This is a genomic window from Derxia lacustris (genome assembly GCF_002105195.1).
GTDB classification, from domain to species: domain Bacteria; phylum Pseudomonadota; class Gammaproteobacteria; order Burkholderiales; family Burkholderiaceae_E; genus Derxia; species Derxia lacustris.
Map to the genome: position 1 here is coordinate 94,938 of NZ_MUHU01000025.1, position 25,436 is coordinate 120,373.

21 protein-coding genes are annotated in these 25,436 nt (G+C 70.4%); 8 read left to right on the forward strand and 13 right to left on the reverse strand.

The genetic code is table 11. The features are described 5' to 3' along the window. Positions 1-28: 28 nt before the first annotated feature. From gspD to gspG, 9 genes are all read right to left on the reverse strand, one after another. Positions 29-2,827, reverse strand: a complete 2,799-nt coding sequence (gspD, locus tag B9P64_RS16495) for a type II secretion system secretin GspD (protein ID WP_085317117.1) — start codon at positions 2,825-2,827, stop codon at positions 29-31. Continuing rightward, positions 2,824-3,612, reverse strand: a complete 789-nt coding sequence (gspN, locus tag B9P64_RS16500; protein WP_176256858.1) for a type II secretion system protein N — start codon at positions 3,610-3,612, stop codon at positions 2,824-2,826. Before gspN ends, gspD begins: the two co-directional genes overlap by 4 nt. Positions 3,613-3,676: 64 nt before the next feature. Then, entirely contained in the window at positions 3,677-4,192 is a 516-nt protein-coding gene (gspM, locus tag B9P64_RS16505) for a type II secretion system protein GspM (protein WP_085317119.1), read from the reverse strand. After that, complete coding sequence (gspL, locus tag B9P64_RS16510) at positions 4,189-5,397, reverse strand: type II secretion system protein GspL (RefSeq protein ID WP_085317120.1); 1,209 nt, start codon at positions 5,395-5,397, stop codon at positions 4,189-4,191. Before gspL ends, gspM begins: the two co-directional genes overlap by 4 nt. 5 nt (positions 5,398-5,402) lie before the next feature. Then, the gene (gene gspK / locus B9P64_RS16515; RefSeq protein WP_085317121.1) at positions 5,403-6,353 is read right to left on the reverse strand and encodes a type II secretion system minor pseudopilin GspK; all 951 of its coding nucleotides are present in this window, start codon (positions 6,351-6,353) and stop codon (positions 5,403-5,405) included. Next, positions 6,350-7,000, reverse strand: a complete 651-nt coding sequence (locus B9P64_RS27035) for a PulJ/GspJ family protein (RefSeq protein WP_235840019.1) — start codon at positions 6,998-7,000, stop codon at positions 6,350-6,352. The genes gspK and B9P64_RS27035 overlap by 4 nt, the downstream gene beginning before the upstream one ends. Then, positions 6,997-7,392 (reverse strand): type II secretion system minor pseudopilin GspI, encoded by a 396-nt coding sequence (gspI, locus tag B9P64_RS16525; protein WP_085317123.1) that lies wholly within the window; start codon positions 7,390-7,392, stop codon positions 6,997-6,999. The genes B9P64_RS27035 and gspI overlap by 4 nt, the downstream gene beginning before the upstream one ends. Further along, the gene (locus tag B9P64_RS16530; RefSeq protein ID WP_085317124.1) at positions 7,389-7,880 is read right to left on the reverse strand and encodes a GspH/FimT family pseudopilin; all 492 of its coding nucleotides are present in this window, start codon (positions 7,878-7,880) and stop codon (positions 7,389-7,391) included. Before B9P64_RS16530 ends, gspI begins: the two co-directional genes overlap by 4 nt. Positions 7,881-7,906: 26 nt before the next feature. After that, the gene (gspG, locus tag B9P64_RS16535; RefSeq protein WP_085317125.1) at positions 7,907-8,347 is read right to left on the reverse strand and encodes a type II secretion system major pseudopilin GspG; all 441 of its coding nucleotides are present in this window, start codon (positions 8,345-8,347) and stop codon (positions 7,907-7,909) included. An 89-nt stretch (positions 8,348-8,436) separates the two neighbouring features. On the opposite strand from gspG, the gene B9P64_RS16540 reads away from it, so the two are divergent. Next, positions 8,437-9,135, forward strand: coding sequence for a hypothetical protein (locus B9P64_RS16540; protein ID WP_085317126.1), 699 nt, complete (start codon positions 8,437-8,439; stop codon positions 9,133-9,135). A gap of 10 nt (positions 9,136-9,145) precedes the next feature. Here B9P64_RS16540 and B9P64_RS16545 read toward each other — a convergent pair whose 3' ends face one another. Next, a complete protein-coding gene (locus B9P64_RS16545; RefSeq protein ID WP_085317127.1) occupies positions 9,146-11,350 on the reverse strand; it encodes a beta-galactosidase in 2,205 nt (734 codons plus the stop codon). A gap of 195 nt (positions 11,351-11,545) precedes the next feature. Between B9P64_RS16545 and B9P64_RS16550 the strand changes: the two genes are divergently transcribed. From B9P64_RS16550 to B9P64_RS16580, 7 genes are all read left to right on the forward strand, one after another. Next, complete coding sequence (locus B9P64_RS16550; protein WP_085317128.1) at positions 11,546-12,487, forward strand: MBL fold metallo-hydrolase; 942 nt, start codon at positions 11,546-11,548, stop codon at positions 12,485-12,487. Between the two features lie 30 nt (positions 12,488-12,517). Continuing rightward, positions 12,518-13,963 carry a glycosyltransferase family 4 protein gene (locus tag B9P64_RS16555; protein ID WP_085317129.1) on the forward strand — a complete coding sequence of 482 codons (1,446 nt, stop codon included), beginning with the start codon at positions 12,518-12,520 and terminating at the stop codon, positions 13,961-13,963. A 260-nt stretch (positions 13,964-14,223) separates the two neighbouring features. After that, positions 14,224-15,759 carry a lipopolysaccharide biosynthesis protein gene (locus B9P64_RS16560; protein ID WP_085317130.1) on the forward strand — a complete coding sequence of 512 codons (1,536 nt, stop codon included), beginning with the start codon at positions 14,224-14,226 and terminating at the stop codon, positions 15,757-15,759. Between the two features lie 31 nt (positions 15,760-15,790). Then, positions 15,791-16,321 carry a serine O-acetyltransferase gene (locus B9P64_RS16565; protein WP_085317131.1) on the forward strand — a complete coding sequence of 177 codons (531 nt, stop codon included), beginning with the start codon at positions 15,791-15,793 and terminating at the stop codon, positions 16,319-16,321. Continuing rightward, entirely contained in the window at positions 16,318-17,556 is a 1,239-nt protein-coding gene (locus B9P64_RS16570) for a polysaccharide pyruvyl transferase family protein (protein ID WP_085317132.1), read from the forward strand. Before B9P64_RS16565 ends, B9P64_RS16570 begins: the two co-directional genes overlap by 4 nt. Before the next feature lie 34 nt (positions 17,557-17,590). Continuing rightward, on the forward strand, positions 17,591-18,601 hold the full coding sequence (locus tag B9P64_RS16575) for a glycosyltransferase family 2 protein (RefSeq protein WP_139826352.1): 1,011 nt from the start codon (positions 17,591-17,593) through the stop codon (positions 18,599-18,601). A gap of 3 nt (positions 18,602-18,604) precedes the next feature. Further along, positions 18,605-20,446, forward strand: a complete 1,842-nt coding sequence (locus B9P64_RS16580) for a DUF885 domain-containing protein (RefSeq protein WP_085317134.1) — start codon at positions 18,605-18,607, stop codon at positions 20,444-20,446. Here the strand turns inward: B9P64_RS16580 and B9P64_RS16585 are convergent. The 3 genes from B9P64_RS16585 to B9P64_RS30640 all read right to left on the reverse strand — a co-directional run bounded on the left by B9P64_RS16585 (position 20,443) and on the right by B9P64_RS30640 (position 25,378). Next, positions 20,443-21,783 carry a type II toxin-antitoxin system HipA family toxin gene (locus B9P64_RS16585; RefSeq protein ID WP_085317135.1) on the reverse strand — a complete coding sequence of 447 codons (1,341 nt, stop codon included), beginning with the start codon at positions 21,781-21,783 and terminating at the stop codon, positions 20,443-20,445. The genes B9P64_RS16580 and B9P64_RS16585 overlap by 4 nt on opposite strands. Before the next feature lies 1 nt (position 21,784). After that, positions 21,785-22,126 (reverse strand): helix-turn-helix domain-containing protein, encoded by a 342-nt coding sequence (locus B9P64_RS16590; RefSeq protein ID WP_085317136.1) that lies wholly within the window; start codon positions 22,124-22,126, stop codon positions 21,785-21,787. 78 nt (positions 22,127-22,204) lie between these two features. After that, positions 22,205-25,378, reverse strand: coding sequence for an adenosylcobalamin-dependent ribonucleoside-diphosphate reductase (locus B9P64_RS30640; RefSeq protein WP_176256859.1), 3,174 nt, complete (start codon positions 25,376-25,378; stop codon positions 22,205-22,207). Between the last annotated feature and the right edge of the window lie 58 nt (positions 25,379-25,436).

Consider the following 25,436-nt stretch of genomic DNA (forward strand, 5'->3'; position numbering starts at 1 on the left):
CCCTGGATGCGAGGCGAGGTCCGCGCCGTCATTGCGGCTGGGTCGGCGCGATCTTCTGGCTCGGCTGGCCGGCGGCATTGGCGCCACCGCCCTGCGGCGTGATCGCGCTCTCGGGCGTGCGCGCATCGCCGGGTGCGGGCTGCATCAGCATGGCCGGCGACTTGATCGTGAAGCTGCCGTCGAGCGCCGGCATCTGCATGCCGCGCGTGTCGGGCAGGATGAAGCTCGGCGCCGGCTGCTGCTCGGAGGTGCGCACCCGCATGTAGTCGTAGCGGTCCACCGTCACGCTCTGCGAATCGACGAGGTTGCGGATGATGCGCGGCCGCAGGAACACCATCAGATTGGTCTTCTTGCGCTCGCGGTTGCTGTAGCGGAACAGCGCGCCCAGGTAGGGGATGTCGCCGAGCAGCGGCACCTTGCTCACCGAGTCGGTGATCTCGTCCTGCACCAGGCCGCCCAGCACGATGATCTGGCCATCGTCGACCACCACGCTCGAATCGATCTGGCGCGTGTTGGTGATGATCCCGGCCGCCAGCGAGGTGCTCACCACGTTCGACACTTCCTGGTGAATCTGCATGCGCACGCCGCCGCCCTCGGACACCGCCGGCTTGACATGCAGCGTCAGGCCCACGTCCTTGCGCTCGATGGTCTGGAACGGATTGACCGTGGACGTGCCGCTGCTGGAGCTGGTGCTGCTGGAGTTGCTGTACTGGCCGGTGATGAAGGGCACGTTCTGGCCCACGACGATCTTGGCTTCCTCGTTGTCGAGCGTGAGCAGATTGGGCGTGGACAGCACGTTGGCATTGGTGTTGGTCTCGAGCGCGCGCGCCAGCAGGCCAAAGTTGGTGTACGTGGTGCCGGCGATGGTGATGGTGCCGCGCACGAGGCCCAGGTTCAGCCCCTGGCCCACGCTCGCCACGTTGGCGGCGGCGGTCAGGATGTTGGTGCCGCTGCTGCCGAAGTTGGTGCCGCCGATCACGTTGGTGCCGCTGCCGTTGAGACCCGACAGGTCCTGCCACTGGATGCCGAATTCGGCCGACTTGTCCGCCGACACCTCGACGATCAGCGCCTCGATGTAGACCTGCGCGCGGCGCGCATCGAGCTTCTCGATGATGTCGCGCAGGTTGCGATAGATCGGCTCCGGCGCGGTGATGATGAGCGTGTTGGTCGCCGGATCGGCCTGCACGATGCCGCCCTGCTGGCTGCTGCCCGACGACGACGAGCCAAAGCCCGACGACGAGCTGCTGCTGCCAAAACCGCTGCCGCTGCTGCCGCCCGAACTGCCGCCAAAGCCCGATCCGCTGCTGCCGCCGCTGTTGCCGCCCAGCCCGCCGGTATTGCCGCCGATGCCGCCACTGCCGCCGCTTGCGCTGCCACCGCTGCCACTGCCGCTCGACAGAAAGCTGCTGCCGCTGCTGCCGGTCTGGCCGCCCGCGCTCGAACCGTCGGCGGTGATGATCGAGCGCAGCGTGGCTGCCAGCCGCACCGCATCGGCATTCTTGAGATAGACCACATTGATGTTGCCCTTGCCGGCGCTCGGGATGTCGAGCTTGGCGACCAGGCTGCGCACGCTGTCGGCGCGCGCCTTGCTGCTGGCGCGCAGCAGCAGCGCATTGCTGCGCTGGTCGGCCATGATCGTCACCTTCTGGCCCGGATCGGTCTGACCGCCGCGCTGGCTGTCGTCGAGCATGCGGGTGAGCAGCGCCGCCATGTCGACCGCCAGGCCGTACTTGAGCGGAATCACTTCCAGCTCGGCGGCGGCCGGCACGTCGACGTTGGCGATGATGCGTTCGATGCGGCGGATGTTTTCCGCGTAATCGGTAATCACCAGCGAGTTGTTCGACGGGTAGGCGGTGATGGTGTTGTTGGGGCTGATGAGCGGCCGCAGCACCGGCACCATCGCGCTGGCCGACTCGTAGTTGAGCCGGAAGATCTGCGTCACCACCTGATCGCCGCGATTGCCCGGCGTCAGCCCGGCCACCGGCCCGCTTTGCAGCTTGGCGTCGGCCTCGGGCAGCACCTTGGCATAGGCGCCGTCCTCGACCACTGCAAAGCCTTGCAGCCTCAGCACAGACAGCAGCATGCGATAGGCCTCGGCGCGCGGCACCGGATTGGGCGTCGCCAGCGTCACCTGCCCGCGCACGCGCGGATCGACGATGAAGGTGCGGTTGGTCATCTGGCCGATGGCGCCGACCACGGCATCGAGATCGGCGTTGACGAAGTTGAGCGACACCAGATCGCTCTGCGCCGGCGCGGTGGCGGCCGGCGCGGCCAGTGCCGCCGGCGTGCCGGCCAGCGCCGACGTGGCAAGCGCGGCAGCGGCCACGCCGCGCGCGGCGGCGCGCACCAGCCGGCCGCCGGCGCCCGGCGCGGGCACGGCGCTGACGCCCGATGGCCCGTCGCTGAAGCGCGGGCCGCTGCCGGCACCGGCCGCCAGCGCGGCAAGCGAGACGGCCGGCGCCGCGCCCTCGGCGGGCAGGACGGCATCGGCACGGTGGACGGGATGGGCGGCGGGCTTGGCGGGGGGCGTCTTCGTCACTGTCTTGGCATGAGGTATCCGGGCCGCCGGAGCGGTGCGGACGGATTGCGCGGCTGCGGTCTTGCTGGCGGATGTCTTGCGGGCGGCGGCCGGACGGGCGGTGGCGGGCGCGGTGCGCTGACCGGCCTTGGCCGGACCGGCGGCATGCGACGCCGACGCATGGGTTTCGCGCGCGGCGGCCTCGGGCAGACCGGCGGCAAACGGCGCGACCAGCGCCAGCACCGCAAGGCTGCGCCCGTTGAACGCGGCGGAAATGGCGGCGGCGATCGTGGCGGCGGGATGTCTCATGGGCTTCCGATCCGGAGCGCGACGCCGTCGTTGCTGGACGGGCCGAGCAGGTTCATCAAGGGTTGCAGTTGGGCGCTGCGGTCGGCCGCAGCCGAGGCGCGGCCAGTGAAGCCGAAGCGACCGTTGGGCTGCCAGCGGCCGTTGCCATTGAGGCTGAGCGGGCCTTGCAGCGTGACCAGGGCGAGCGCGAAGCCGCCGTTGCCGTCGGGCCGCGCATCGAGCCGGTAGCTGCCGAGCGGCGCCACCGCCGACACGGCCGAGCGCGCATCGCGCCACTCCAGCCGCAGCGGGCCTTGCGGCAGGCCGCCGGTCCAGCCGAGCGCATCCCAGCCGGCTTCGAGCCGGCCGCCGAGCCGCAGCGTGTTGAACGGCGCGCCGATGCCTTCGAGCACCTCGACCGGCAGCAGCAGTCGGCCGGCCGACAGCGACAGCGGCCCGGCCAGGCCCACTTCGAGCAGCACCGGCGTGGGGAAGACCGCTGCCCCGCTCAACGCCAGCCGCAGCCGCAGCGGCGCCAGCGCCAGCCCGGCAAAGCGCCATTCCACCGCGCCGGGGAAGGCGCGGATGCTTTCCTCGTCGGTCTGGCCGCCGCTGCGCAGCGCCGGACGGCCGCTGCCGTGCCAGACCGTGCCGGCGGTTTCGAGCAGCAGCGCGCGGCCGCCCGAACCCAGTGCCAGCGCCTGCCCGAGCCAGGCCGCCGGCAGCGCCGGCAGCGCACCCGCGAGCAGGCCGAGCAGCCCCGCAAATGCAAAGGCCAGCAGCCGGAGCGCGAGGCGCAGCTTCATGCGCGCACCTGCGCGGCGCGGCGCGGCCGGGCCGGGAAGGCTGTGGGCTGGCGGCGCGGGCAGCTCATCGGCGCAGCGTGAATTCGGCATTCACCTTGCCGCCGGCGCCGGCCTTGCCCTCGACCGCGCTGACCGCCGCGCTCTCGATGGTGGCGCCGTTGTCGCTGGCGATGCGGGCCAGCCAGTCGGCGATGGCCGGATACGGCGTCTCGGTGAACTTGACGACCAGCACGCCGGCCGCGTTCTGCGTGATTTCGGCGCGCAGGCCGCTTTCCTGCACCGCCTGCTCGACCGCCGGACGCAGCGGCCCTTCGGCTTGCAGATTGCGCACGGTCTGCGGCGGATTGGCGGCGATGCCGGCCACCTCGCTGGCCTCGGCCTGCAGGCGCGGCAGATCGCGCAGCGCGCGCGCCCGGCCGGCCAGCGCCGGATCGACCAGCAGCGACCAGAACAGCGCCAGCGCCACCGCGACCGCGCCGAGCGCGACGATGCGGCGCTCGCGCGGCGCCAGCGCGGCCCAGCGCGCATCGAAGTTGGCGCGCGCGGCATCGAGCGCCGCGATCTTGAGTCGAGCGCTCATGACGCCTCCCGCTTGCGCAGCACCAGCTGCTGACCGCCATCGTTCTGCGGCTCGGCCGAGGCGTCGAAGCCGGCCGCGCGCAGCGCCTGCAACATGCCGTCGAGCATGGGCACGGCGGCCGGCGCCAGACTGGCGCGCAGCGTGCCGGCGCTGAAGCTCAGCGTGCGCAAGCTGCCGTTGACGTCGTTGGGCGGCAGCAGCGCGGCCAGCGCGGTGCTCAATTCAAGGTAGCGATCCTGGCCGCGCGTGCTGGCCAGCTGCACCTGCCGGCGCGCCAGCAGCACCGGCTCGGCCACCAGCGGCACCTCGGGGAAGGCAGCGTGAAAGTCGGCTTCCATGCGGTCGGCGATCTGGTGCCTGGCCTGGGTCAGCCGCCACCAGTCGGCATTGAGGCCGGCGGTCCAGACCAGCACGGCGGCGGCGGCCAGGCCGATGGCCCAGCGCCAGGGCCGCAGCGCCGCGCCGGCACCGCGCGTGCCGCCGGCAAACTCGAATTGCAGCAGCGAGGCATCGGCCAGCGCCGGCGCCGCCTCGGACCAGTGCCAGCTCACCGGCGTGAGCGTGATGCCGAGCTGCACCGACCAGCGCGCGCAGGTCTCGGCATCGAGCCCGGCGCAATCGATGCTGCCGACCGCCCCGGCCTGCAGCCGCGCCGCCGCGAGCCGCAGCGCCGGCGGCGGATCGCCGGCCGCATCGAGCGCGAACGGCAGCACGCCGTCGGCATGGCGCAACCAGGCTTCGGCGCCGTCCACCGCCAGGAAGGGCGCGGCCGGCGCGAGCATGGCTTCGGTCACGACGACCACGCGGCGCGCGGCGCGCAGCTGGGCCAGCCGCTGGGCCGCGCGCAGCCAGCGCCGGTCGAGCACCGCGACTTCGCGCAGGCCGTCGGCGCCAATGCCGGGCAGCACGGCGGCAAAGGTGTCGGCCGGGTCGCCGATCACCGAATCCTCGATGAGATTGGGCAGCACGCGGCGCAGCACCGAGGCCTTGACCGGCGGCAGCTTGAGCCGCAGCAGCCGCGCGGCGCGCGCCGGCAGCACGATTTCGAGCGTGTCGGCGAGCGGCAGATCGGCCAGTTCGGCGCGGCCCCGGCGCGTGGCGCCGCCGCGCTCGACGAGCGAAAAGTCGAACGGCGATCGCGGCCGATCGCCCAGTTCCCAGGCTTCGGCCGCTTCGGCTTCGAAGCGCAGACGCAGTAAGGCCATGTGGTTCAGTCCTCGCGGTTCCAGAGCACGCGGGTGCTGCGCGTGGCGCCGCCTTCGCGGAAAACGAGCGCCTCGGTGAGCAGCAGCGCGCGTTCGTATCGGACCCGGCCGGTGACGCGGAAGAAGCTCGATTTCACGTCGAGCGCCACCGCGTTCTCGGGCGCCTTGTCGGCCAGCGTGCACTGGCTGGTCTGCACGAAGGGCGTGCGCTGGCGCAGCGCGACCAGCCGGGCGGCATCCGAAGCCGAGTAGTTGTCGATTGTTGCATGCAGCACTTCGGCACTCGCGGTATTGCAGTTGACCTGGGTGATGGCCGCCGTCATGCGCGGCAGCACGGTGACGAAGGGCCGCAGCTTCTCGATGACGCCGGCATCCACATTGGGCAGCCGGCCCAGATCGTCGACCACCAGCCAGGGCAGCTGGGTGGCGGCACGGGTGTTGCCGTTGCCGTCGATGGCCGGCTGGCTGGCCGACAAGGCACTGGCCACGCTGCTGGCCAGACTGGCCGGCAAACCTTCGAGCGTGAGCAGGCGCTGGAAGCGCGCGATCCAGGCCGCGTCGGGCTGGCCCTTGGTATCGACCAGGTTGAGCAGATTGAACTTGGCCTGCTCGTCGGCGATGGCGCCGGCCAGCCAGGCTTCGCGGTCGCGCGTGCCCTGGGCGTCGGCGATGCGGGTCTCGGCGATGGGCACGGCCCAGACCTCGCCGAGATGGTCGTAGGCGTTCTTGTTGTCTTCCTTGAGCACCAGCCGGGCCCAGTCGATGGCGGCGCGCGCCAGCCAGCGGTCCTGGCCGAGCGCGAGATGGTTCTCGACCATGCGCGCCTGCACCTGCTGGCGCCACATCAGCCCGCTGACGGCGATGGTGGCCAGCGCCACGATGAGCAGCGCGGTGACCACGGCCACGCCGCGCGCCGGCCGGCGGCCGTGGATGCGAAGGCGGCGCGGCGCGCTCATTCGCGCACCATCGCCGCGCGCTCGAAGCGCTCGCCATTGCCCAGCTCGATGCTCAGCCGCACCGCGCTGCCCTGCTGGCTCATCTCGGCCGGCAGCTGCATCGCCAGCGATTGCGCCAGTTGCAGCCGGCGCAGCAGATCGCCGTCGGGCGTGACCCAGAGCGAGGTGTTCCAGACCTGGAAGCCGAGGAAGTTGACCGGCGCCAGCAGCCGCTGACGCTGGGCGTCGGGCCAGTCGGCCACGCTGGCCAGCTGGCGTGCCTCGTCGGGCGTGGCGACGGCGCGGGTCTCGCGCCAGAGCGCATCGTCGGCCAGCCGGTAGCGCACGAACTGCCAGCGCAGCGCGCCGCCACCGGGCGCCGGCGCCTGGCGCAGCACGCGGATCTCGCCGCGCCCGAACAGGATGCCGGGCAGCGCGCTGGCCGTGCCCACCGAGGTGATCGCGCCGCTGTCGCGCGCGGCCAGCCGCAGATCGGTCTCGAACTGGCTGAACACCGCTTCCAGCCCGCGCTGCTGCGCGAGTTCTTCGGTGAGCTGGGTGCGCGCCCGCACCACCGCATCGATGGCGCGCCACGACAGCAGCGAGATGACCGCCAGGATGGCGATCGCGACCAGCATCTCGATGAGGGTGAAGCCGCGCCGGCTCACATGTCGCTCCCGTTGGCCAGCACGGTCGACACGGTGGTGAGCCATTCGCGCCGGCTGGCGTCGGTGTAGACGCTGATCTCGACCCGCCGCATGTAGCGGTTGCCGGTGGTGCGGATGTCCTCGTCGCAGACCAGCGCCAGCCGGCCCTGCGGGCAGGCAAAGCTGCGCTGGCCGAGCTGGGGCGCGACCCGCGCGGCGCGCAGCTCGGCGATGCGGTTGCCGGCGCTCCAGCCGGCATAGAGCTTGGCGCGCAGCACCTCGTTCTGGCGCGCCATGCCGCCGACCGCGCGCAGGCTGGCGCCGAGCGCCACGCCCACGATCACCAGCGCGACCAGCACTTCGACCAGCGTGAAGCCGGTGGTGCGCGGCAGCGGCCGCAGGCGCCGGCTCATCGCGGCGCCTCGTCGACCGCGAAGCCGCCGAGGCCGTCGCCGCGCACCGTCGCGCTGGCGGCGCCGTATTGCAGCGCCACCACCAGCGGCTCGGACAGCGAGGAGCGCGAGAACTCGATGCGCACCGCGCTGTTGCGCGGACCGTTGAATGCCGGGCCGGCGATGCTCACGCGCATCGGCTGAAGCTGCCATTGACGCGGGCGCAGCGCGTTGTCGCGGTCGAGCGGGCGCCAGCGCCGGCCGTCGCGCACCGAGAAGCCATAGCCCTCGGTGCTGGCCTCCCAGAGCACCGGCGCGCCGCGCACCACCGCCTCGTCCTGCGCGATGGTCCAGAGCTGGGCCAGCCGGTCGGCCTCTTCGCGCAGCCGGGCGCGGTCGTCGGGGAAGGCGCCGATGCTGACCATGGCGAGCATGACGCCGGCCAGCACCACCACCAGCATCAGCTCGATCAGCGTGAAACCGCGTGCGCGCGCCCGCCCGACTGCCATGTGCCTGCGCCGCGACCGGGTCGGGCTCAGAGATCCCAGGAGCCGATGTCGGCGTCGATCTCGCTGCCGCCCGGCTTGCCGTCGGCACCGAACGAGAACACGTCGAGTTCGCCGCGCACGCCCGGATTCAGATACTGATAGGGCGTCTTCCACGGATCGACCGGCAGCTTGGACAGATAGCCGCCGCTGCGCCAGTTGGACGGCGCCGGGCCGCTGGTGGGCTTCTGCACCAGCGCCTTGAGGCCCTGCTCCTGGGTGGGATAGCGGCTGTTGTCGAGCTTGTAGAGATTGAGCGCCTGCATCACCTGGGCGATGTCCTGGCGCGCGGCGGTGATGCGCGCATCGTCGGCACGGCCGATGACCTTGGGCACGACCAGCGCCGCGAGAATGCCGAGGATCACGATGACCACCATGATCTCGATGAGCGTGAAACCGCGGCTGCGCGACTGGAAATGTTGGGGCTTCATGATGTTGGCTTGGGCGGCCCGAACCCGGCCGCAATGTGGAAAATCGATGCCGCCGAGGGCTTGAAGCGGCGTGCAATACTCGCACGATCATGCTGACTGCTTTGTTTCGTGGCCTGCTTCATCTGCTGGCCTTTTCCGCGCTCTGCGCCGCCGTCGCGTGGTGGTTCGTGCAACTCCGCGCGCCGCTCGCGCCGATCGTCGCGCTGCCGGCGCCGCCGATCCAGCCCAGCTTCGACAGCGGCGCGCAGCCGCGTCTGTTCGGCGGGCCGGTGCAGGCGACGGCGCTTTCCAATGTGCAGGTCGCCGGCGTCATCGCGCCGCGCGAAGGCGGCTCGGGCGGCATCGCCGCGCTGGTCGTCGACGGCAAGCCGGTGCGGGCCTATCGCGCCGGCCAGTTCGTGGCGCCGGGGCTGATGCTGGTCGAGGTGCATGCCACGCGCGTGGTGTTCGAGCAGAACGGCGCGCGCGCCGAAGTGGCCATCGCCCGCGCGCCGGCTGGCGACAGCGGCGTGCCGTCGGGCGACGGTGGCGGCGTGGCCCGCACCATCTCCGAGCCGCCGACGCCGGTCGGCAGCGACGGCAGCATCACCTTCGAGGGCCGGCCCGGTCCGCAGCAGGCACGCCAGCCCGGCCCCATCGGCGGCGGCGTGCAGCCGATGGAAAACGAATTCAATGGCCTGCCGCCCGATGCCAATCCGGGCCCGCGCAACGGCCCGGGCGGCATGCGTGGCGCCGGCATGCGCGGCGGCAATCCGTCCTACGGTCTGCCGCCGCCCACCGGCGAATGACGCCGGCCGCTCAGTCGCGCACCAGTTCGTAGTACACGGTCGCGCCGTCGCCGGCCAGGTTGTCGAGCAGCAGCGTGCCGTCGGCGCCCACCGGCCGCGCATCGCGCCGGCTGCCATCCAGATTGAGCGCATACAGCTTCCAGCCCGCGCCATCGATGCCGAGCTTGAGCGCGGCAATCCCGCCGCGCAGCCGCATCGGCCAGTGGCCCCAGTTGGTCACGGTCTTGGCGTCCGGGTCGGCGAAGCGCATGTCGGTCGGGCGCGCATCGGTCAGCTGCACCAGCAGCAGCCGCTTCGCCGTCGCCAGCGGCGTGCCGTCGACCGAGAACACGCCGACGGTCTGCTCGGGCGTCGCCTCGGTCACGCGCAGAAACCGGCCGTCGAAGGCCTTGTCGCGGAACATCAGCACCTCCGACCTGGGCGTGACGATGCGCGCGCGATGGCCCGGCAGATCGACCGCGATCTGGCCGGTGTCGCTCTCGATGACGCCGGCCGCCGCATCGGTGAGATTGGCCTTCTCGATCAGCCCGGCCTCGCGCAGCCGCGCGACGCGCTCCAGCCAGGCGCCGTTCTGCGCGCCCTTCATCATGAATTGCGCGCGCGCCGGCGGCGCCATGTCGGCCGCATTGGCGAACGGATCGAGCAGCAGATCGGGCGTCGGCGCCTTGGCCTGGGCGGTCGGCCGGTTGTCGGCGCCGACATTGGCCTCGGGCAGATAGCCGATGCGGCTGATGAAGCCGAGCCGCGCCACCGACAGATCGACATTGCGCACATAGGGCACCCAGCCTTGCAGCGCGCCGGCCTCGCGATAGATCAGCGCCACCGTCTTGCGCGCCGGGCTCACGTCGCCGCGCCGGTACAGCAGCGCATTCATGCGGTCGGCCGCGTCGGCGATCGGATCGCTCCACACATAGCCCGGGTACTGGCTCGAATAGCGGCCGAACTTCTTCTGCATGTCGTAGCGCAGCTGGGTCGCGTTCTCGCCGTACTGGCAGATGCCGTCCCAGCCTTGCAGCGCCGCATAGGCGCCGAACAGCACATTGCCCTCGCGCCGGTTCTTGTTCCAGTACACGTCGCCGAACTCGCTCACGTAGACCGGCTTGCCCCAGATGCGCTGCGGCAGCAGATAGCGGATGAACTGGATGTCGTTGTCGAAGACGCTGGCGTGCTTGACCGTCATCGGCGTGTCGAACGAGCCCTCGGGCAGGTCGTTGTACATGTGCAGATCGACCGCGCTCAGCGCCTGGCGCGACGCCGCCTTCTGCACCGCCGTCTCGTTGTTGATCGAGGTGATGAGCCCCTTGTAGCCCTTGCCTTGCAGATAGGCGCTCATCCAGCCGAAGGTGCCGCGCTCCTGGTCGGTGAGGTAGCGCGCGAAATCCTCGCTGCGCGGATTGACGGTGCGCGCCATGTACTCGGGCAGCTCGACGCTGCCGGCCTTGGGATCCTCGCCGGCCTTGGCCTCGGTCTTCCAGGCCCGGCGCAATCCGTCGGCGTCGCCGTACTTCTTGGCGAGCCACTGGTTGAAGTTGGGCCGCACCAGCTGCGGAAAGCCCTTGCTGAAGATCGAGGTGAAGACCATCCCGCCCTCGTTGACCAGCGCCACCAGCTTGAGATTGGGATCCTCCAGCAGCGAATGGCCCAGATAGGGATTGCGCCGCGCGAACACCTTGTCGACCAGCGTCTGCCAGTGCTGGCGCGCCTCGGGATCGTCGAGATTGAGCCGCAGCTTGAGCTGCTTGCTGCTGCTCCAGCGATTGGGCACGTTGCCGTAGCCGCCCGAATCGAGCGTGAGGATGTCGCTCATCACGCCGATGCCGGCCTTGCCCAGCTCGGCCACCAGCCGGTCGAAATCGTCGAGCCGCTGCGGATCGAAATCGAAATCGGCCGTGGCCTTGCCCATGAGAAAGCCGTCCACCGCGTGGAACCGGACCATGTTGTAGCCCGAGCGCTTGAGCTGGGCGATGTAGGCCGGCAGCTCGGCCTTGGACGGCACGAAGCTGCTCAGCGCGCCCAGCACCGAGGTGGCGCAAAGCTGCCGCTGGTCGGCGCCTACTAGCGTCCCCGAGAAATCGAGCGCGCTGCCGGCGATGATTGCTACCTCGTTGCCGGCCAGTTCGCGCCAGCGGTCGCCGGCGTTGCGGATGGCCGTCGAGTCGGGCGCGCCGGGCTCGGCAGGCGCTGCGTTCGTCGGCTGGCTGATGGCTAGAGCCATGCCGAGGGCGAGAATGAAACCAGTCTTTTTCATGCGAAGAGTGCGCTCCAATGACGGCCTTTGACCGGCCCAAGCTGAATGCATTACGGCTGGTCTGCGCCGACGATAAGCGCGACTTCCCTGCTGCCGGGTATCGATCCGTCTGTCGTCCGACGCCCGGTGCGCCGGTCGCTCCCAGTCCCTGTCACCGCCCTCATGACTGACATCGCGCACGGCATCGTCACGCTCGATACCGGCTATTACCGACCGGCCTTCGATGCCGCCTATCTGGTGGTGGAGCGCGGCCGCGCGGCCTTCGTCGATACCGGCACCACGCATTCGGTGCCGCGCCTGCTGGCCGGGCTGGCCGCCGCCGGGCTCGAGCCGGCCGATGTCGACTGGGTGGTGCTCACGCATGTGCATCTCGACCATGCCGGCGGCGCCGGCGCGCTGATGCAGGCGCTGCCGCAGGCGCGGCTGGCGGTGCATCCGCGCGGCGCGCGCCACATGATCGACCCGGCCCGCCTCGTCGCCGGCGCCATCGAGGTCTATGGCGCGGCCGCCGTCGAGCGCGACTACGGCCGCATCCTGCCGGTGCCGGCCGAGCGCGTGGTCGAGGCGACCGAGGGCACGGTGCTCGAACTGGCCGGCCGGCCGCTGCGCTGCCTCGACACGCCGGGCCATGCGCGCCACCACCTCTGCCTGTTCGACGAAGCCGGTGCCACCGTCTTCACCGGCGACACCTTCGGCGTGTCCTACCGCGAATTCGACGGCCCCAACGGTGCCTGGGCCCTGCCCAGCAGCACCCCGATCCAGTTCGATGCGGCCGAAATGTGCCGCTCAATCGAGCGTCTGGCGGCGCTGCCCGTCACTAGCATCCGGCCCACGCACTACGGCGCGGTGGGCAATGTGCCGGCCGTCGCCGCGCTGCTCGTCGAGCAGGTCGAGGCCATGGCCGCGCTCGCGCGCGAACTGCGCACCGCACCCGACCGCGCGGCCCGCCTGCGCGCCGGTCTGGGCGCGCTCTACGCCGACCGTGCGCTCGCGCACGGCGTGCCGCTCGACCGCGCCGGTGTGCTGGCGCTGCTGGCCAACGACATCGAACTGAACGCCCAGGGCCTCGACGTGTGGCTCGACCAATCCCAAGCCGTCCGCTGAGCCGTCACGCCACCCACGCCCGTGCCCGACATGCCGCCTCCCGTCCCGCCCTCGCCCACCCCGCCGCCCGGCCATGAAGAAGGTCCGCGGCTGCTCTATCTGGTGCCCGACGGCTTTCCGACCCACCGCGCCGACGTCACGGTGCTGTTCGGCCAGGAACTGCCGCGTCACGGCATCGCCACCGATCTGGTGGCGCAGCAATCGCTCAACGCCAGCGCCGATGCGGCCTGGCCGGCCGGCACGCTCAGCGTGGCGCCGCGCGGCGCCAGCCCGGCGCGCAACCAGCTCGGCGCCTTCCTGCACGACCTGCGCCAACTGTGGCGCGCCCGGCCCGACCGCTATGCCGCGCTCCAGGTGCGCGACAAGCCCTTCGCCGGCCTGCTCGGCCTGATCCGCGCCCGGCTGCTCGGCCTGCCGTTCTTCTACTGGGCCTCGTTCCCCATCTGCGAAAGCTATGCCGCGGTCGCGCGCGCCCAGGGCGCCCGGCTCGGTCTGGCGCGCTGGTTCTTCCTGATGCTCAAGGGCCATGTCGGCCAGCGCCTGCTGTACCGCTGGCTCATGCCGCGCTGCGACCACGTCTTCGTGCAGAGCGACCGCATGAAGGAAGAACTGGTGGCACGCGGCATTCCGCCCAACAAGCTCACGCCGGTGCCGATGGGCGTCGACCTCGAACGCGCGACGCGCAAGTGCGAGGTGCGCATCGACGCCGGCGCGCTGGCCGGCAAGCGCGTCATCGGCTATCTCGGCACGCTCGAACGCGCGCGCCGCATCGATTTCCTGTTCGAGGTGGTGGCCAGGCTGCGCCAGGACATCCCCGACATCTGCCTGCTGCTGGTCGGCGACGCCGAGGAAGCCGACGACCGGCGCTTTCTGGCCGAGCGCGCCGCCGAGATCGGCGTGACCGACTGCATCGTGCATACCGGCTGGGTGCCGTCGGCCACCGCCTGGGCCTGGATGCGCAAGGCCGAGCTCGGCCTGTCGCTGTTCCCGCGCGGCGAGCTGCTCGACAGCGCCTCGCCGACCAAGGTGGTCGAGTACCTCGCGCTCGGCATTCCGGTGATCGGCAACGACCAGCCCGACCAGCAGCAGGTGCTGACCGCCAGCGGCGCCGGCATCTCGGTGCCGATGGAAGTCGACGGCTTTGCCGACGCCATCCGCACCGTGCTGCGCGATCCCGAGCTGGCCGCCCGCATGTCGGCCGCCGGCCCGCCCTTCGTGCGCGCCAACCGCACCTATGCCGGCCTCGGCCGCGAACTGGCCCTGGTCTATCACCGGCTGCTCGGCACCAGCGTGAGCCTGCCGGCGCTCGGCGAGGCCGCGAGCGACATCGCCAGCGGCGGCGGCGGCGGCTCGGGCGTGAATGCGCTGTCGGTCGGCGCGGCCACGCTGGCCGGCGCCAGCACCATCGTCGGCGCCGAACTGCGCGCCAGCGTCGAGCTGCCGGTGGCGCGCAGCGGCGGCCCGAACCGGCATTAGCGCACACGCCGTTGCGGTCGAATGCCGATTGCCGCCACTTATCGCCCCGAACGGCGCTCGGGAATCTGGCCGGCAAGTCGCTGGCTAGAATCGACTCAATTCCAAATGACGATGCAGCAATTGCGGTAGACGAAATGGCGTTTCCGTCTTTCGGTCCCCGTGATTTGGTTGCAATTCGTCCTCGATAAGCATTCGATCACTCAAAAGAATGAGGGCGCACGCAGCATGCGCACCTCTCTCCGCCCCTCTACGGAACCCAGATGACCCAGGCCAGCGCAGGCGCTTACTCGACCCAACGGGTCAAACGCAGCCTGTTGCATTTCGCGATCGGCAAATCGGCGACCGCCGTTCTCGGCGCCGCGCTTTTGCTCGTGCTGGTGCGCGCGCTCGACCGCGCCGATTACGGCGTTTACGTGGCATTGCTCGCCGCATTCGAAATGATCGTGATGGCCAGCAATACCGGCGTATTGCCGGCGCTGATGCGCTACACGCCCGAATTGCGCTCGCGCAACCAGGGCCGGGCATTGCGCGCGGCGCTGCACGGCTTCACGGTGTGGCGGCTGGTCACGCTCGGCATCGCCGCCGGGCTGGTGGCGCTGTTCCCGCAGCCGCTGTCCGAGCTGATGGGCGTGTCGGGCCAGGCCGGCGTGGTGGCGCTGTATGCGGTGGTCATCCTGGCCGAGGGCTTTGCGCGCTACACCGACATCATTTTCGAGTCGCTGCTGATGCAGGGCGCGACCCAGATTTCGGTGCTGCTGCGCACCGGCATCCGGCTCGGCGGCGTGGCGCTGCTGTGGCATGCCGCCGCCGACAAGGTGGCGCTGGCCGACTGGGTGCGGGTCGAGATGCTGGCCAGTGCCGCCGGCGCGCTCGCGGCCGCGACGCTGATCGCGCGCCATCTCAACACGCTGGCGCGCACCGAGCCCGGCACCGAGGTGGCGCCGGCGCGCGGCCGGGTGATGCGCTATTCGCTGCCGTTCTGGCTGGCGCAGACCATCTATCAGTTCCAGAGCCCCGACATCGTCAAGCTGCTGCTGGCGCGGCTGGCCGGCGCGGTCGAGACCGGCGCCTTCGGTTTCGCGACCGCCATCGGCGGCATCGTCCAGCGCTATCTGCCGATGGTGCTGCTGATCGGCATGCTGCGGCCGATCTTCGTGGCCCAGCGCACCCGGCATGACGATCCGGCGCGGCTGGTGCAGCTGGCCAATCTGCTTTTCAAGCTCAACGTGTTCGTGATCGCGCCGGCCACCACCTTCTTTGCGATCGGCGGCAACACGGTGGCGTCGGCGCTGTCGGGCGGCAACTTCCCCGAGGCCGGGCCGTATCTGGTGGCCTTCGGCTTTCTGCTGGTGGGCCAGACGCTCAACCTGGTGCTGGGCCTGCTGGCGCTCGCGGCCGAGAACAGCCGCGCCGTGATGATCGGCACCTTCTGGGGCCTGGCCGGCATCGTCGCCGGCGTGCTGGGCTTTCAGGCCGGCGGCCCGCTGGCGCTGTGCGCCGGGCTGGTGGCCAGCGAGCTGCTGCGCGGCTTCGGCTGTTCGCGGGTGCTGCGCGGCAACGGCTATGTGTTCACGGTCGACTGGCTCGGTCACGCAAAACTCTGGGGAATGGCCGCCATTTCGGCGCTTTGCGCGCTGCCGCTCGTGGAAGCATTGCCGGGCAAGCCGGGCGTGCTCGCCGGGCTGGCATTGGCAGCCGTGGTCTATCTGGCCGGCACGCGGATGGCGCGGCCCTTCTCGACCTTCGAGCGCGACACCATCAATCGCGCCCTGCCCAGGCCTCTCTTCGTATGGTGAACACCGCATCGCGCCGCCGGCCGGAGGCCGCATGGCAATGAGCTTCTTCGAGGACCTGAAGGTCTATCGCGAGGGTCTGCTCGCCCAGGGCTTCTGGGCGCTGCAGGTGTATCGCTTCGGCCATCTGCGCTACCGCTTCCAGAGCAAGCTCGTGCGGGTGCCGCTCGGCATCGCCCACGTCATCCTGTCGAAGCTGATCGAGATCGGCACCGGCATCACCATCGGCGTGACGGCCAAGATCGGCAAGCGACTCATCATCGAGCACTGCGGCGCCATCGTCGTCCACGGCTGCACCGAGATGGGCGACGACTGCATCATCCGGCAGGGCGTCACCTTCGGCATCAAGAACATCGACCGGCCGTTCGACGCGCCGGTGCTGGGCAACCGCGTCAATGTCGGCGCGGGTGCCAAGCTGCTCGGCAAGATCCACATCGGCGACGACGTCGACGTGGGCGCCAATGCCGTCGTCGTCACCGACGTACCGGCCAATCACATTGCGGTCGGCATCCCGGCCCGCATCAAGCCGAAGAAACCCACCACTTCAGGACAGCCCACGACATGAAGCTCTATCTCGCCGGCCAGAACAATTTTGGCAACCGCGGTTGCGAGGCGCTGGTGCGCTCGACCACCTGGATGCTGCGCGAACGCATGGGCACGGACGCCTCGGTGATCTGCCCGTCGTTCCGCCCCGACCTCGACGGCGCCCAGTGGCCCGACGCCAAGGCCGCCGGCGTGCAGTTCACGCAGGCGCCGGTGCTGCCCGACGGCCTCGTGTGGTGGTGGCGCGCCGGCAAGCTGCTGCCCTTCCTGCGCAGCAGCAAGCCGCCGCTGTTCGATACCGATGCCAATTCGCGCGCCCGCATCGCCGAGAGCGACGCGGTCATCATGACCGGCGGCGACGTGATCTCGCTCGACTACGGCCTGGTGTCGCTCTACGAATGGAGCGGCTTCATCGAGAACGCCGCCCGCATGGGCAAGAAGACCGTGCTGTGGGCCGCGTCGGTCGGCCCGTTCAAGATTCCGGCGGTTGAAAAGATCATGGTCGATCACCTCAACGCCTACGACGCCATCACCGTGCGCGAAACCGAGACGCTGGCCTATCTGCGCGGCATCGGCGTCAACAAGGCCAAGCTGGTGGCCGACCCGGCCTTCAACCTGCAACCGCAGGCGGTCGAGTTCGAGCAGCACCTGCCGCCGGGCGATCAGCCGATCGTCGGCCTCAACGTCAGCCCGCTGATCCGCAAGTTCCGCGCGACGCCCGAGGCTGTGGAAAGCCTCGATGCCGATGTGACCGCCTTCATCAAGCACCTGGTCAACGAGGGCAAGTACCGCGTGCTGCTGGTGCCCCATGTCGATCCGCTCGACGGCGTGGCCGAGAACTCCGACTCGCACTACATGCTCACGCTTATGTCGCGGCTCGGCGCCGCCTCCGAGAAGGTCGGCATCCTGCCGCCGACCTACAACGCGGCCCAGCTCAAGCATGTGATCTCGAAGCTCAAGTTCTTCATCGGAGCGCGCACTCACGCCACGATCGCCGCGATGTCGATGGGCGTGCCGGTCATCTCGATCGCTTATTCAGTCAAAGCAAAAGGTCTTAACAAGGACTTGTTTGGCGACACGCGCTACGTGCTAGAGACTCCGAAAGTAAGCAAAGACAGTTTGTGTGACGCACTCGCGCTTCTTGAGCAAGACGAGTCGATCATCAAATCTTGTCTTGCAGACCGCATCCCCGTCTGGCGCAAGAATGCCTTTGGCTCGATTGATGCGCTGCAGCAGGTACTGGCGGTCACGGCCTGATTCCGTCGACGAAGCGCACTCAAAGGTAAGGACCATGGTCCGTGTAAGCGTCATCATCAAGGCCCTGAACGAGGAGAAGGGCATCGCGCGCGCGATCGAGAGCGCGCTGAAGGCCGTCGCCCCGCTCGGTGGCGAGGTCATCCTCGCGGACTCGCTTTCCACCGACCGGACCGTGGAAATCGCCTCGCGCTACCCGATCCGCATCGTCCAGCTCGAATCGCCCGCCGACCGCTCCTGCGGCGTGGGCGCGCAGCTGGGCTATCAGTACGCGCGCGGCGAATTCGTCTACATCCTCGACGGGGACATGGTGATGAAGCCCGACTTCCTCGTGAAGGCGGTGGCCGCCATGGCCGACCGGCCCGAGGTGGCGGGCGTGGGCGGGCTGGTGGTCGAGTGCAATACCGAGAGCCTCGAATTCCTGGCGCGCAAGAAGCGCGCGCCCAAGAACATGTCGCCCGGCGAAGTCGACCGGCTCGACATGGGCGGCCTGTACCGCCGCAGCGCGCTGGAGCGCGTCGGCTACATGACCAACCGCCATCTGCATTCCTACGAAGAGCTGGAACTCGGCGTGCGGCTGCGCGCGCGCGGCTATCGGCTGATGCGCATCGATGTGGAAGCGGTCGACCATTACGGCCATTCCACGCCGGCCTTCCAGCTGCTGCTGCGGCGCTGGCGCACCAACTACATCTGCGGGCTGGGCGAGCTGGTGCGCAGCTCGCTGGGCCAGCCGCATCTGCCGCTGATCCTGCGCGAGCTGCGCGAGCTGTGGCTCTACATCGGCGTGATCGGCTGGTGGGCGACGCTGGCGACGGTGCTGGCGCTGGGCGTGGCGCTGCCCGACGAGGCGGCGGCAATCTGCGCGGCCGCCTTCATCGCGCTGCTGGCCGCGCCGCTGCTGGCGATGACGGTGCGCAAGCGCTCGATCCACGAAGCCGCCTACTCGGTCGTGTCCTGGAGCTTCAACGCGGCCGGTCTGGTGAAGGGCTTCTTCACGCGGCCGCGCCCGGCGGCCGACGCGATTCCGGCGAGCGTGATCCGCGATTGAGCGGTGACGGCCAGCCGCGCCTTCGCGGGCTGGCTGCTGGCCGGCGCACTGCTGCCGGCGCCGGCGTTCTGCGCGGCCGCGTCGATGGCGGCTGACGCCGGCATGACCGCCCAAGCCATGCCCGCGACGCCCGAAGCTTCGGCCCTGGCCGGCATCGCCGCCGACTACTGGGACGCCCAGTTGCGCGAAGACCCGTTCTACGCCAGCAGCCTCGGCGACCACCGCTTCGACGACCGCGTGCCCGATGCCTCGCCCGCCGGCGTGGCCCGGCGCCGCGCCTTTGCCGCCGGCCTGCGCCAGCGCCTTGCCGCACTCGACCGCGCCGCGCTCGCGCCGGCCGACCGCATCAGCGTCGACGTGCTCGACACCGAACTCGGCCGCCGCGCCCGCCTCGACGCGCACTTTGCCGGCCTGCCCTTCGGCCCCGACGGGCTCGACGACTGGATGCCGTTCAAGCCGATGGAAGGCCCGCAGTTCGATCTGGCCCAGCTGGCACTCGCCACCGACCTGCCCGATGCCGCCGCCGCGCGCCGCTATATCGCGCGGCTCGCCGGCCTGCCCGGCTGGCTCGGCCAGCTGCGCGACCGTATGAGCGCCGCGCGCCGCGCCGGCTGGATGCCGCCCGCCGTCGCCATGACCGAGGTGCCGGCCCAGTTCGACCGCCACCTCGGCGCCGACCTCGATGCGCTGCCGCTGTTCGAGCCCTTCACGCGGCTGCCCGCCAGCCTGCCGCCGGCCGAGCGCGACGCCCTGCGCGCCGACGCCCGCCGCGTGCTCGCCAGCGCAGTCGTGCCCGCGCTGCGCAGCACGCAGACCTTTCTGCGCCGCGACTACCTGCCGCACGCCAGCCAGCGCAGCGGCGCCAGCGCCCTGCCCGGCGGCGCGCGCTACTACGCCGACCTCATCGCGCTCGAAACCACCACCGACTTCGCGCCCGAGGCCATCCGCGACCTCGGGCTGGCCGAAGTCGCGCGCATCGACGCCGCGATGAATGCGGTGCAGGCCCGGCTCGGCTTTGCCGGCAGCCGCGCCGACTTCGTGACCTGGCTGCGCGCCCGGCCCGACCAGCATTACGCGACGGCCGACGAACTGCTCGCCGGCTACCGCGACCTCGCCAAGCGCATCGATGCCGCACTCCCCAAGCTGTTTGCCGAGCTGCCGCGCCTGCCCTTCGGCATCCGCGCGATGGACCCGAGCGAAGGCGACAACGCCGAGCACTACACCGAAGGCAGCGCCGACGCGGGCCGCGCCGGCTTCTTCGAGGTGAATGCCAACAACCTCGACCGCCGGCCGCGCTACGACATGGAAGCGCTGCTGCTGCACGAGGCCGCGCCCGGCCATCACACGCAGATCGCCCGCGCGCAGGAACTGACGCAACTGCCCGAATTCCGCCGTCACGCCTGGTTTGGCGCTTACGGCGAGGGCTGGGCGCTGTACGCCGAAAGCCTGGGCGAGGAGCTGGGCCTGTACACCGACCCGGCGAGCCGCTTCGGGCGGCTGTCGGCCGAGATGTTCCGCGCCTGCCGGCTGGTGGTGGACACCGGGCTGCACGCCTTCGGCTGGACGCGGGAACAGGCCGCCGACTACCTCGTGGCCAACGCCGCCATCGACCGCGACGTGGCGCTGGCCGAGGTGGATCGCTACCTCACATGGCCGGCGCAGGCGCTCGACTACAAGCTCGGCGAGATCACGATCCAGCGGCTGCGCGCACGGGCGAGTGCGGAGCTGGGGCCGAAGTTCGATGTGCGGCGGTTTCACGGCGCCGTGCTGGATGAAGGCGCGCTGCCGCTTGCGGTGCTGGAGCGGCGGGTAGGGGCGTGGATCGAGGCGGAGCGGGCGCGCTAACCGGCATCGCAGCGCGCAAGGCGCCGCCGCAGTTCCGGGCTGGCCACCTCGTCGAGCCGGCGGAACGCCGACGCCACCTGATCGAGCGTGCTGCCCGCCACGCCCCATTCCTCGAAGCGCTGGCGCCATTCGCGCACGCCGCGATAGACGCGGTCCATGAGCGCCAGCGCCTCGCCTTCCGACGCCAGAAAGGCGCTGCAACCGCTGAGCGCGTTGTCCAGCGTGGCGGCACGCCCCTGCAAGCCGACGCCCAGATGCAGCTGGCGCTCGAAGGCCAGCGTCGGGCGCGGCAGCACGTCGTAGAGCGGACTCAGCCGCCAGCCGCGACCGACGGCATCCCACAGGAAGCCGTGATTGCGCAGATAGTCGTCGTCGTTGGTCACCAGCAGGTTGAAGACCATGCGCGCGAACAGCTCGTGGCAATCGGCCTTCAGACGGTCGAGCCGGCAATGACGGCGCATGGCCTGCGCCAGATCGAGATAGCTGCGAGCCTGCGATTCGGTCTCGTCGCAGCCGACCAGCGTCAGCCCACTGATGAAGGCCAGCCGGCGCTCGGCGCGATCCGGGCCGGCATCGGTCTGCGGATCGTCGTCCGACCACACGCGATCGAAACGCCGGATCAGCATCACCGGCCGCCCGCCGATGTCGCGCGTGCAGACCGGCGGCACGCTCAGCCCGCAGGCTTGGGCCAGCCGCAGCGTCGCCGCCTCCACGGTGGGAATGTCGAAGCGGTCGCCCCGGCTCGGGAACTTGGCCAGCCACAGCACGCCTTGCTCATCGCGCACCGTGACCTTGGGCCGCGCGCCGCCCAGGGCGGTGCCGCCGACGAAGATGGCTTCGAGCGCCGCCGGTACCGGCTCGCCGGCCTCGATGCGCTCGGCGGCTTCCAGCAGATAGTCGAGCGCTGCCCAGGACTGCGGCCCGGCGCTCTCGCCCTCGGCGAGGCCGGCGCGCACATCGAGCGCGCCCACCCGCTGCGAACCGGCATGCAACAGGTACTCGGACTCGGGCAGGCTGTTGGCCGGCCGCTTCAACTTGGCCTCGATGACGCGCCGGCCCCAGGCGTCGGGTGCGGCATCGCGGATGCCGCCGAACTGCGCCAGCCCGTTTGCCGGCACCACCTTGACGCCCGCCTGCCCCGCCGGACCGCCGAGCGCGAGGCTGACCGGATCGACTTCCAGCGCATTCGGTCGCGCGAGATAGCGCGTGCCATAGCCGAATTCCGACGCCCTGACTTCGGGGCCAGCCTCGTCGAGCGTGAGCAGACCGGCTGGCGCCCAGCCGTCGTCGAGATGGGCAAAGACCGCCAGCGTGCTGGTCTGGGTGCGGGTCGCCATCTCAGAAATCCAGGTCCTGCAGCTCCTTGCCGGACAGGCGGCGCACGCGCTCGGTGCGCTCGCGGCTGGCGAGCAGATGCAGCGACGGATCGGTTTCGCCAAGCAAGGCCAGCAGCGACACCCCGGGCGCGATGGCCGCGAGATAGCGCAGCACCTGCCCGATGGCCACGCCCGGATCGCCCTTCTCCAGCCGGTAGGCGGTGTTGCGCGACAGGCCGCTGCGCATGGCCGCGTCTTCCTGACGCAGCCGCCGCGCCTGCCGCAGCCGGGCCAGCGCCGCGCCAAGCTGCTGCGCTTCAAGCTGGAGTTCGGCCGGCAGCGTATCGACGTATTTCGTTCGCATGATCGTTAAATCGAGCGTTAAAGCGCTAGCGCTTGATTTAACGAGTGTCGAAGCTTGCCGTCGTCCGGTCAAGAAGCCTTACCCGCAAGCCCCGATGTGCCCGCAAGCCGTGCAGTACTCGCAGCCATCCTTCTTGATGAGCGCCGCATTGCCGCATTCCGGGCACACCTTTCCATGCATTGCCGGGCGTGATTCGGGCCGGGCCTGCTCGGCCTTGGCGGCGGCCACGTCGACCAGCCCGACCGGGTTCAGCGGCTGGCCGGTCTCGTCGAGGATGCCGAGCATCTTGTAGCGATGCAGGATCAGCGCGGCCACATAGGCCACGGTGCTCGGCCAGGTCTGCGAGCGCGGATGCTGGCCGGTATCGCCCGGCACGCGCGCCATGAAATCGCCGAGCGGCTCGGCGAACTTGAGCAGCTTGCGCAGCTTGAGGCCGATCCACGCCGGGTCGATCACATGCATGTCGATCGACAGCACCTTGCACAGCCCGTCGAGCGCGCGCGGATATTCGCCGGCGAGCCACATCGAGTACGGCCGGCGCAGGCCGTCGCCCAGATCCAGCTCCTTGAGGCCGAGCACGAAGTCGTCGCCGGTGGCGTCGTTGCGCACGTCGACGGTCCAGCTCAGCGTGCCTTCGGTGCCGGTCTTGGGCTCGCGCGCAAACATCAGCGCATCCATCAGCGGCGTGGGGCCGCCGGCGTCGTCCCAGGCGCGCAACTGCTCCAGCCGCCACTTGACCAGATGCGCGAAGCCGGCGACGAGGCTCGGCATGCGGCGCAGCTCTCCATCGGGCGGCACGGGCATCTCGAAATAGTCGTCGCCGCGCAGCCGCATCAGCGCCTCGACCTTGCGCCGCACCCAGGCGCGGTCCTGGCTGCGCAGATCGACCGACAACGTCTTGGCCAGCGCGCCGAGCGCACGCGGCTGCTCGCTGCCGTTGACCCACACCTCGAAGGGCTGGAGCGCCGAGCGCCCCTTCTTGAGATGGCTGACGAACACCGCGAACGCGCCCATCGGATGCTCGATGAACTCGCTGACCCAGCCTTCCGCGCCCTTGGGCAGATGCGGCCGGTCGGGCCATTGCAGCGTGCCGACGACATGCTTGTGCGGCACTTCCACGCGCAGCCGGCGGTCCACTTCGGCGGCGTAGGCGTAGGTGGCGGCGCCGCCCGGCGCGGGCGCGGTGCCGTGGGCGCCCGCGCCGATTTCGGGGAAGGCGGTCGTGCCGTCGCCGGGCAGGTCGAAGCCGGGCAGCAGCCCTTCGGCGCCGCCGGCGGCGGCATGCGCGGCGTCGGCCGGATGCGCGCCGGTCTGCGCCTCGGTCGCCAATGCGCTCGCCGCGCCAGCGCCGGCCGAGCCTGCCGTCGCACCGCCCGCCGCCTCGGCCGGCTTGGCCGGCGCATCGGCAATCAGCACCGCGCCGAGCACGCCATTCGGCCGGTAGGTGGTGATGCCCTTGAGCCGCCGCTTCCAGGCATCGAAGTACAGGCTCTTGAAGTCCTCGAACGGATAGTCCTCGGGCACGTTGACCGTCTTGCTGATGGCGGTGTCGATATAGGGCGCGACAGTGGCGACCATTTCAAGGTGGTCGGCGGCGCTCATTTCCAGCGCGGTGACGAACCACGGCGGCAGCGGCACGGGCTTGCCGTCGGCGCCGCCGTGCAGCGCCTGATACAGGCGGTAGGCGTGGTCCTCGACGCGGTACTCGCGCATCGAGTTGTCGGGCTCGCGCTTGCGCCGCGTGTACCACCAGGAGAACGGCGGCTCGATGCCGTTGCTGGCGTTGTCGGCGAAGGCCAGGCTGATGGTGCCGGTCGGCGCGATCGACAGCAGATGGCTGTTGCGCATGCCATGCTCGGCGATGGCGGCCTTCAGCTCGTCGGGCAGGCGCGCGGCGAAGTTGCGGCCGCCCAGATACTGCTCGGCGTCGAACTTGGGGAAGCGGCCCTTCTCCTTGGCCAGTTCCACGCTCGCGCCGTAGGCGGCGTCGCGCATGGCGATGGAAATGCGTTCGGCCATCGCCCGGCCCTCGGCCGAGTTGTAGGGCAGGCGCAGCATCGGCAGCGCATCGCCGAGGCCGGTGAAACCGAGGCCGACGCGGCGCTTGGCCTGGGCCTCGGCCTGCTGCTGCGGCAGCGGCCAGACGGTCGCGTCGAGCACGTTGTCGAGCATGCGGATCGCCACGCCCACCGTGTCGGCAAAGCGCTCGAAGTTGAAGCGCGCGAATTCGGTGAACGGGTTGTCGACGAAGCCGCAGAGGCTGATCGAGCCGAGGTCGCAGCAGCCGTAGTCGGGCAGCGGCTGTTCGCCGCAAGGATTGGTGCTCTCGATCCGCTCGCAGTACCAGAGGTTGTTGTCCTCGTTGATGCGGTCGAGAAACAGCACGCCCGGCTCGGCATGGTTGTAGGTGCTCTCCATGATCTGCGACCAGATCTCGCGCGCCTTGACGCGCCGGTACACGTACTGGCCGTCGGTGCGCTGCTCGGGCTGCTGGCCGGCCGGCACGCGCGGCGCGACGGCATGCACCAGCTCCCAGTCGCCATCCGCCTCGACCGCCTGCATGAAGCCGTCGGTCACGCCGACGCTCATGTTGAAGTTGGTCAGGCTGCCGTCGCGCTTGGCGTGGATGAAGTCGAGCACGTCGGGGTGATCGACGCGCAGCACGCCCATCTGGGCGCCGCGCCGCGAGCCGGCGCTTTCCACCGTGGAGCAGCTCTGGTCGAACACGCGCATGTAGCTGATCGGGCCGCTCGCCGCGCTCTGGGTGCCGGCCACAAAGGCGCCCTTGGGCCGGATGCGCGAGAAGTCGTAGCCCACGCCGCCGCCGCGCCGCATCGTCTCGGCCGCCTCGAGCAGCGCGCCGTAGATGCCCGGCTTGCCGTCCTTGACCGACGACACCGAATCGCCGACCGGCTGCACGAAGCAGTTGATGAGCGTGGCCTGCAACTCGGTGCCGGCAGCCGAGTTGATGCGCCCGCCCGGGATGAAGCCCTGCACCTGCGCCTGATAGAAGCGCTCCTCCCAGTCGCCCGGGCGGGCCTCCACGGCGGCCAGCGCGCGCGCCACGCGGCGGCGCACCTGCTGGATCGTGGTTTCGTCGTTCTTGGCGTACTTCTCGATCAGCACATCGCGGCTGACTTCCTGCGCCGGCAGCTCGACGGGCGTGTCGAACAGCGGGGCCTGGGCAAGCGCCCGGCGGGCGGTGGAAGCGGTCGGTGCGGGGTCGGTCAGTCGGGCGTCACTGAGCTTCATGGCGAGTCCGAAAGCGGGGGAAAGAGGCGGGAAATCCGGCAACCCGCCATGCTACCCG

Coding starts and splice junctions, on each gene's coding strand:
- gspK (WP_085317121.1), bottom strand. CDS start 6,353: ATGAGCGCGCCGCGCCGCCTTCGCATCCACGGCCGCCGGCCGGCGCGC.
- B9P64_RS16555 (WP_085317129.1), top strand. CDS start 12,518: ATGCCGCCTCCCGTCCCGCCCTCGCCCACCCCGCCGCCCGGCCATGAA.
- B9P64_RS16545 (WP_085317127.1), bottom strand. CDS start 11,350: ATGGCTCTAGCCATCAGCCAGCCGACGAACGCAGCGCCTGCCGAGCCC.
- gspD (WP_085317117.1), bottom strand. CDS start 2,827: ATGAGACATCCCGCCGCCACGATCGCCGCCGCCATTTCCGCCGCGTTC.
- gspI (WP_085317123.1), bottom strand. CDS start 7,392: ATGAGCCGGCGCCTGCGGCCGCTGCCGCGCACCACCGGCTTCACGCTG.
- gspN (WP_176256858.1), bottom strand. CDS start 3,612: ATGAAGCTGCGCCTCGCGCTCCGGCTGCTGGCCTTTGCATTTGCGGGG.
- B9P64_RS16570 (WP_085317132.1), top strand. CDS start 16,318: ATGAAGCTCTATCTCGCCGGCCAGAACAATTTTGGCAACCGCGGTTGC.
- B9P64_RS16550 (WP_085317128.1), top strand. CDS start 11,546: ATGACTGACATCGCGCACGGCATCGTCACGCTCGATACCGGCTATTAC.
- B9P64_RS16590 (WP_085317136.1), bottom strand. CDS start 22,126: ATGCGAACGAAATACGTCGATACGCTGCCGGCCGAACTCCAGCTTGAA.
- B9P64_RS16565 (WP_085317131.1), top strand. CDS start 15,791: ATGGCAATGAGCTTCTTCGAGGACCTGAAGGTCTATCGCGAGGGTCTG.
- gspM (WP_085317119.1), bottom strand. CDS start 4,192: ATGAGCGCTCGACTCAAGATCGCGGCGCTCGATGCCGCGCGCGCCAAC.
- gspG (WP_085317125.1), bottom strand. CDS start 8,347: ATGAAGCCCCAACATTTCCAGTCGCGCAGCCGCGGTTTCACGCTCATC.
- B9P64_RS30640 (WP_176256859.1), bottom strand. CDS start 25,378: ATGAAGCTCAGTGACGCCCGACTGACCGACCCCGCACCGACCGCTTCC.
- B9P64_RS16540 (WP_085317126.1), top strand. CDS start 8,437: ATGCTGACTGCTTTGTTTCGTGGCCTGCTTCATCTGCTGGCCTTTTCC.
- B9P64_RS16585 (WP_085317135.1), bottom strand. CDS start 21,783: ATGGCGACCCGCACCCAGACCAGCACGCTGGCGGTCTTTGCCCATCTC.
- B9P64_RS16575 (WP_139826352.1), top strand. CDS start 17,591: ATGGTCCGTGTAAGCGTCATCATCAAGGCCCTGAACGAGGAGAAGGGC.
- gspL (WP_085317120.1), bottom strand. CDS start 5,397: ATGGCCTTACTGCGTCTGCGCTTCGAAGCCGAAGCGGCCGAAGCCTGG.
- B9P64_RS16560 (WP_085317130.1), top strand. CDS start 14,224: ATGACCCAGGCCAGCGCAGGCGCTTACTCGACCCAACGGGTCAAACGC.
- B9P64_RS16530 (WP_085317124.1), bottom strand. CDS start 7,880: ATGGCAGTCGGGCGGGCGCGCGCACGCGGTTTCACGCTGATCGAGCTG.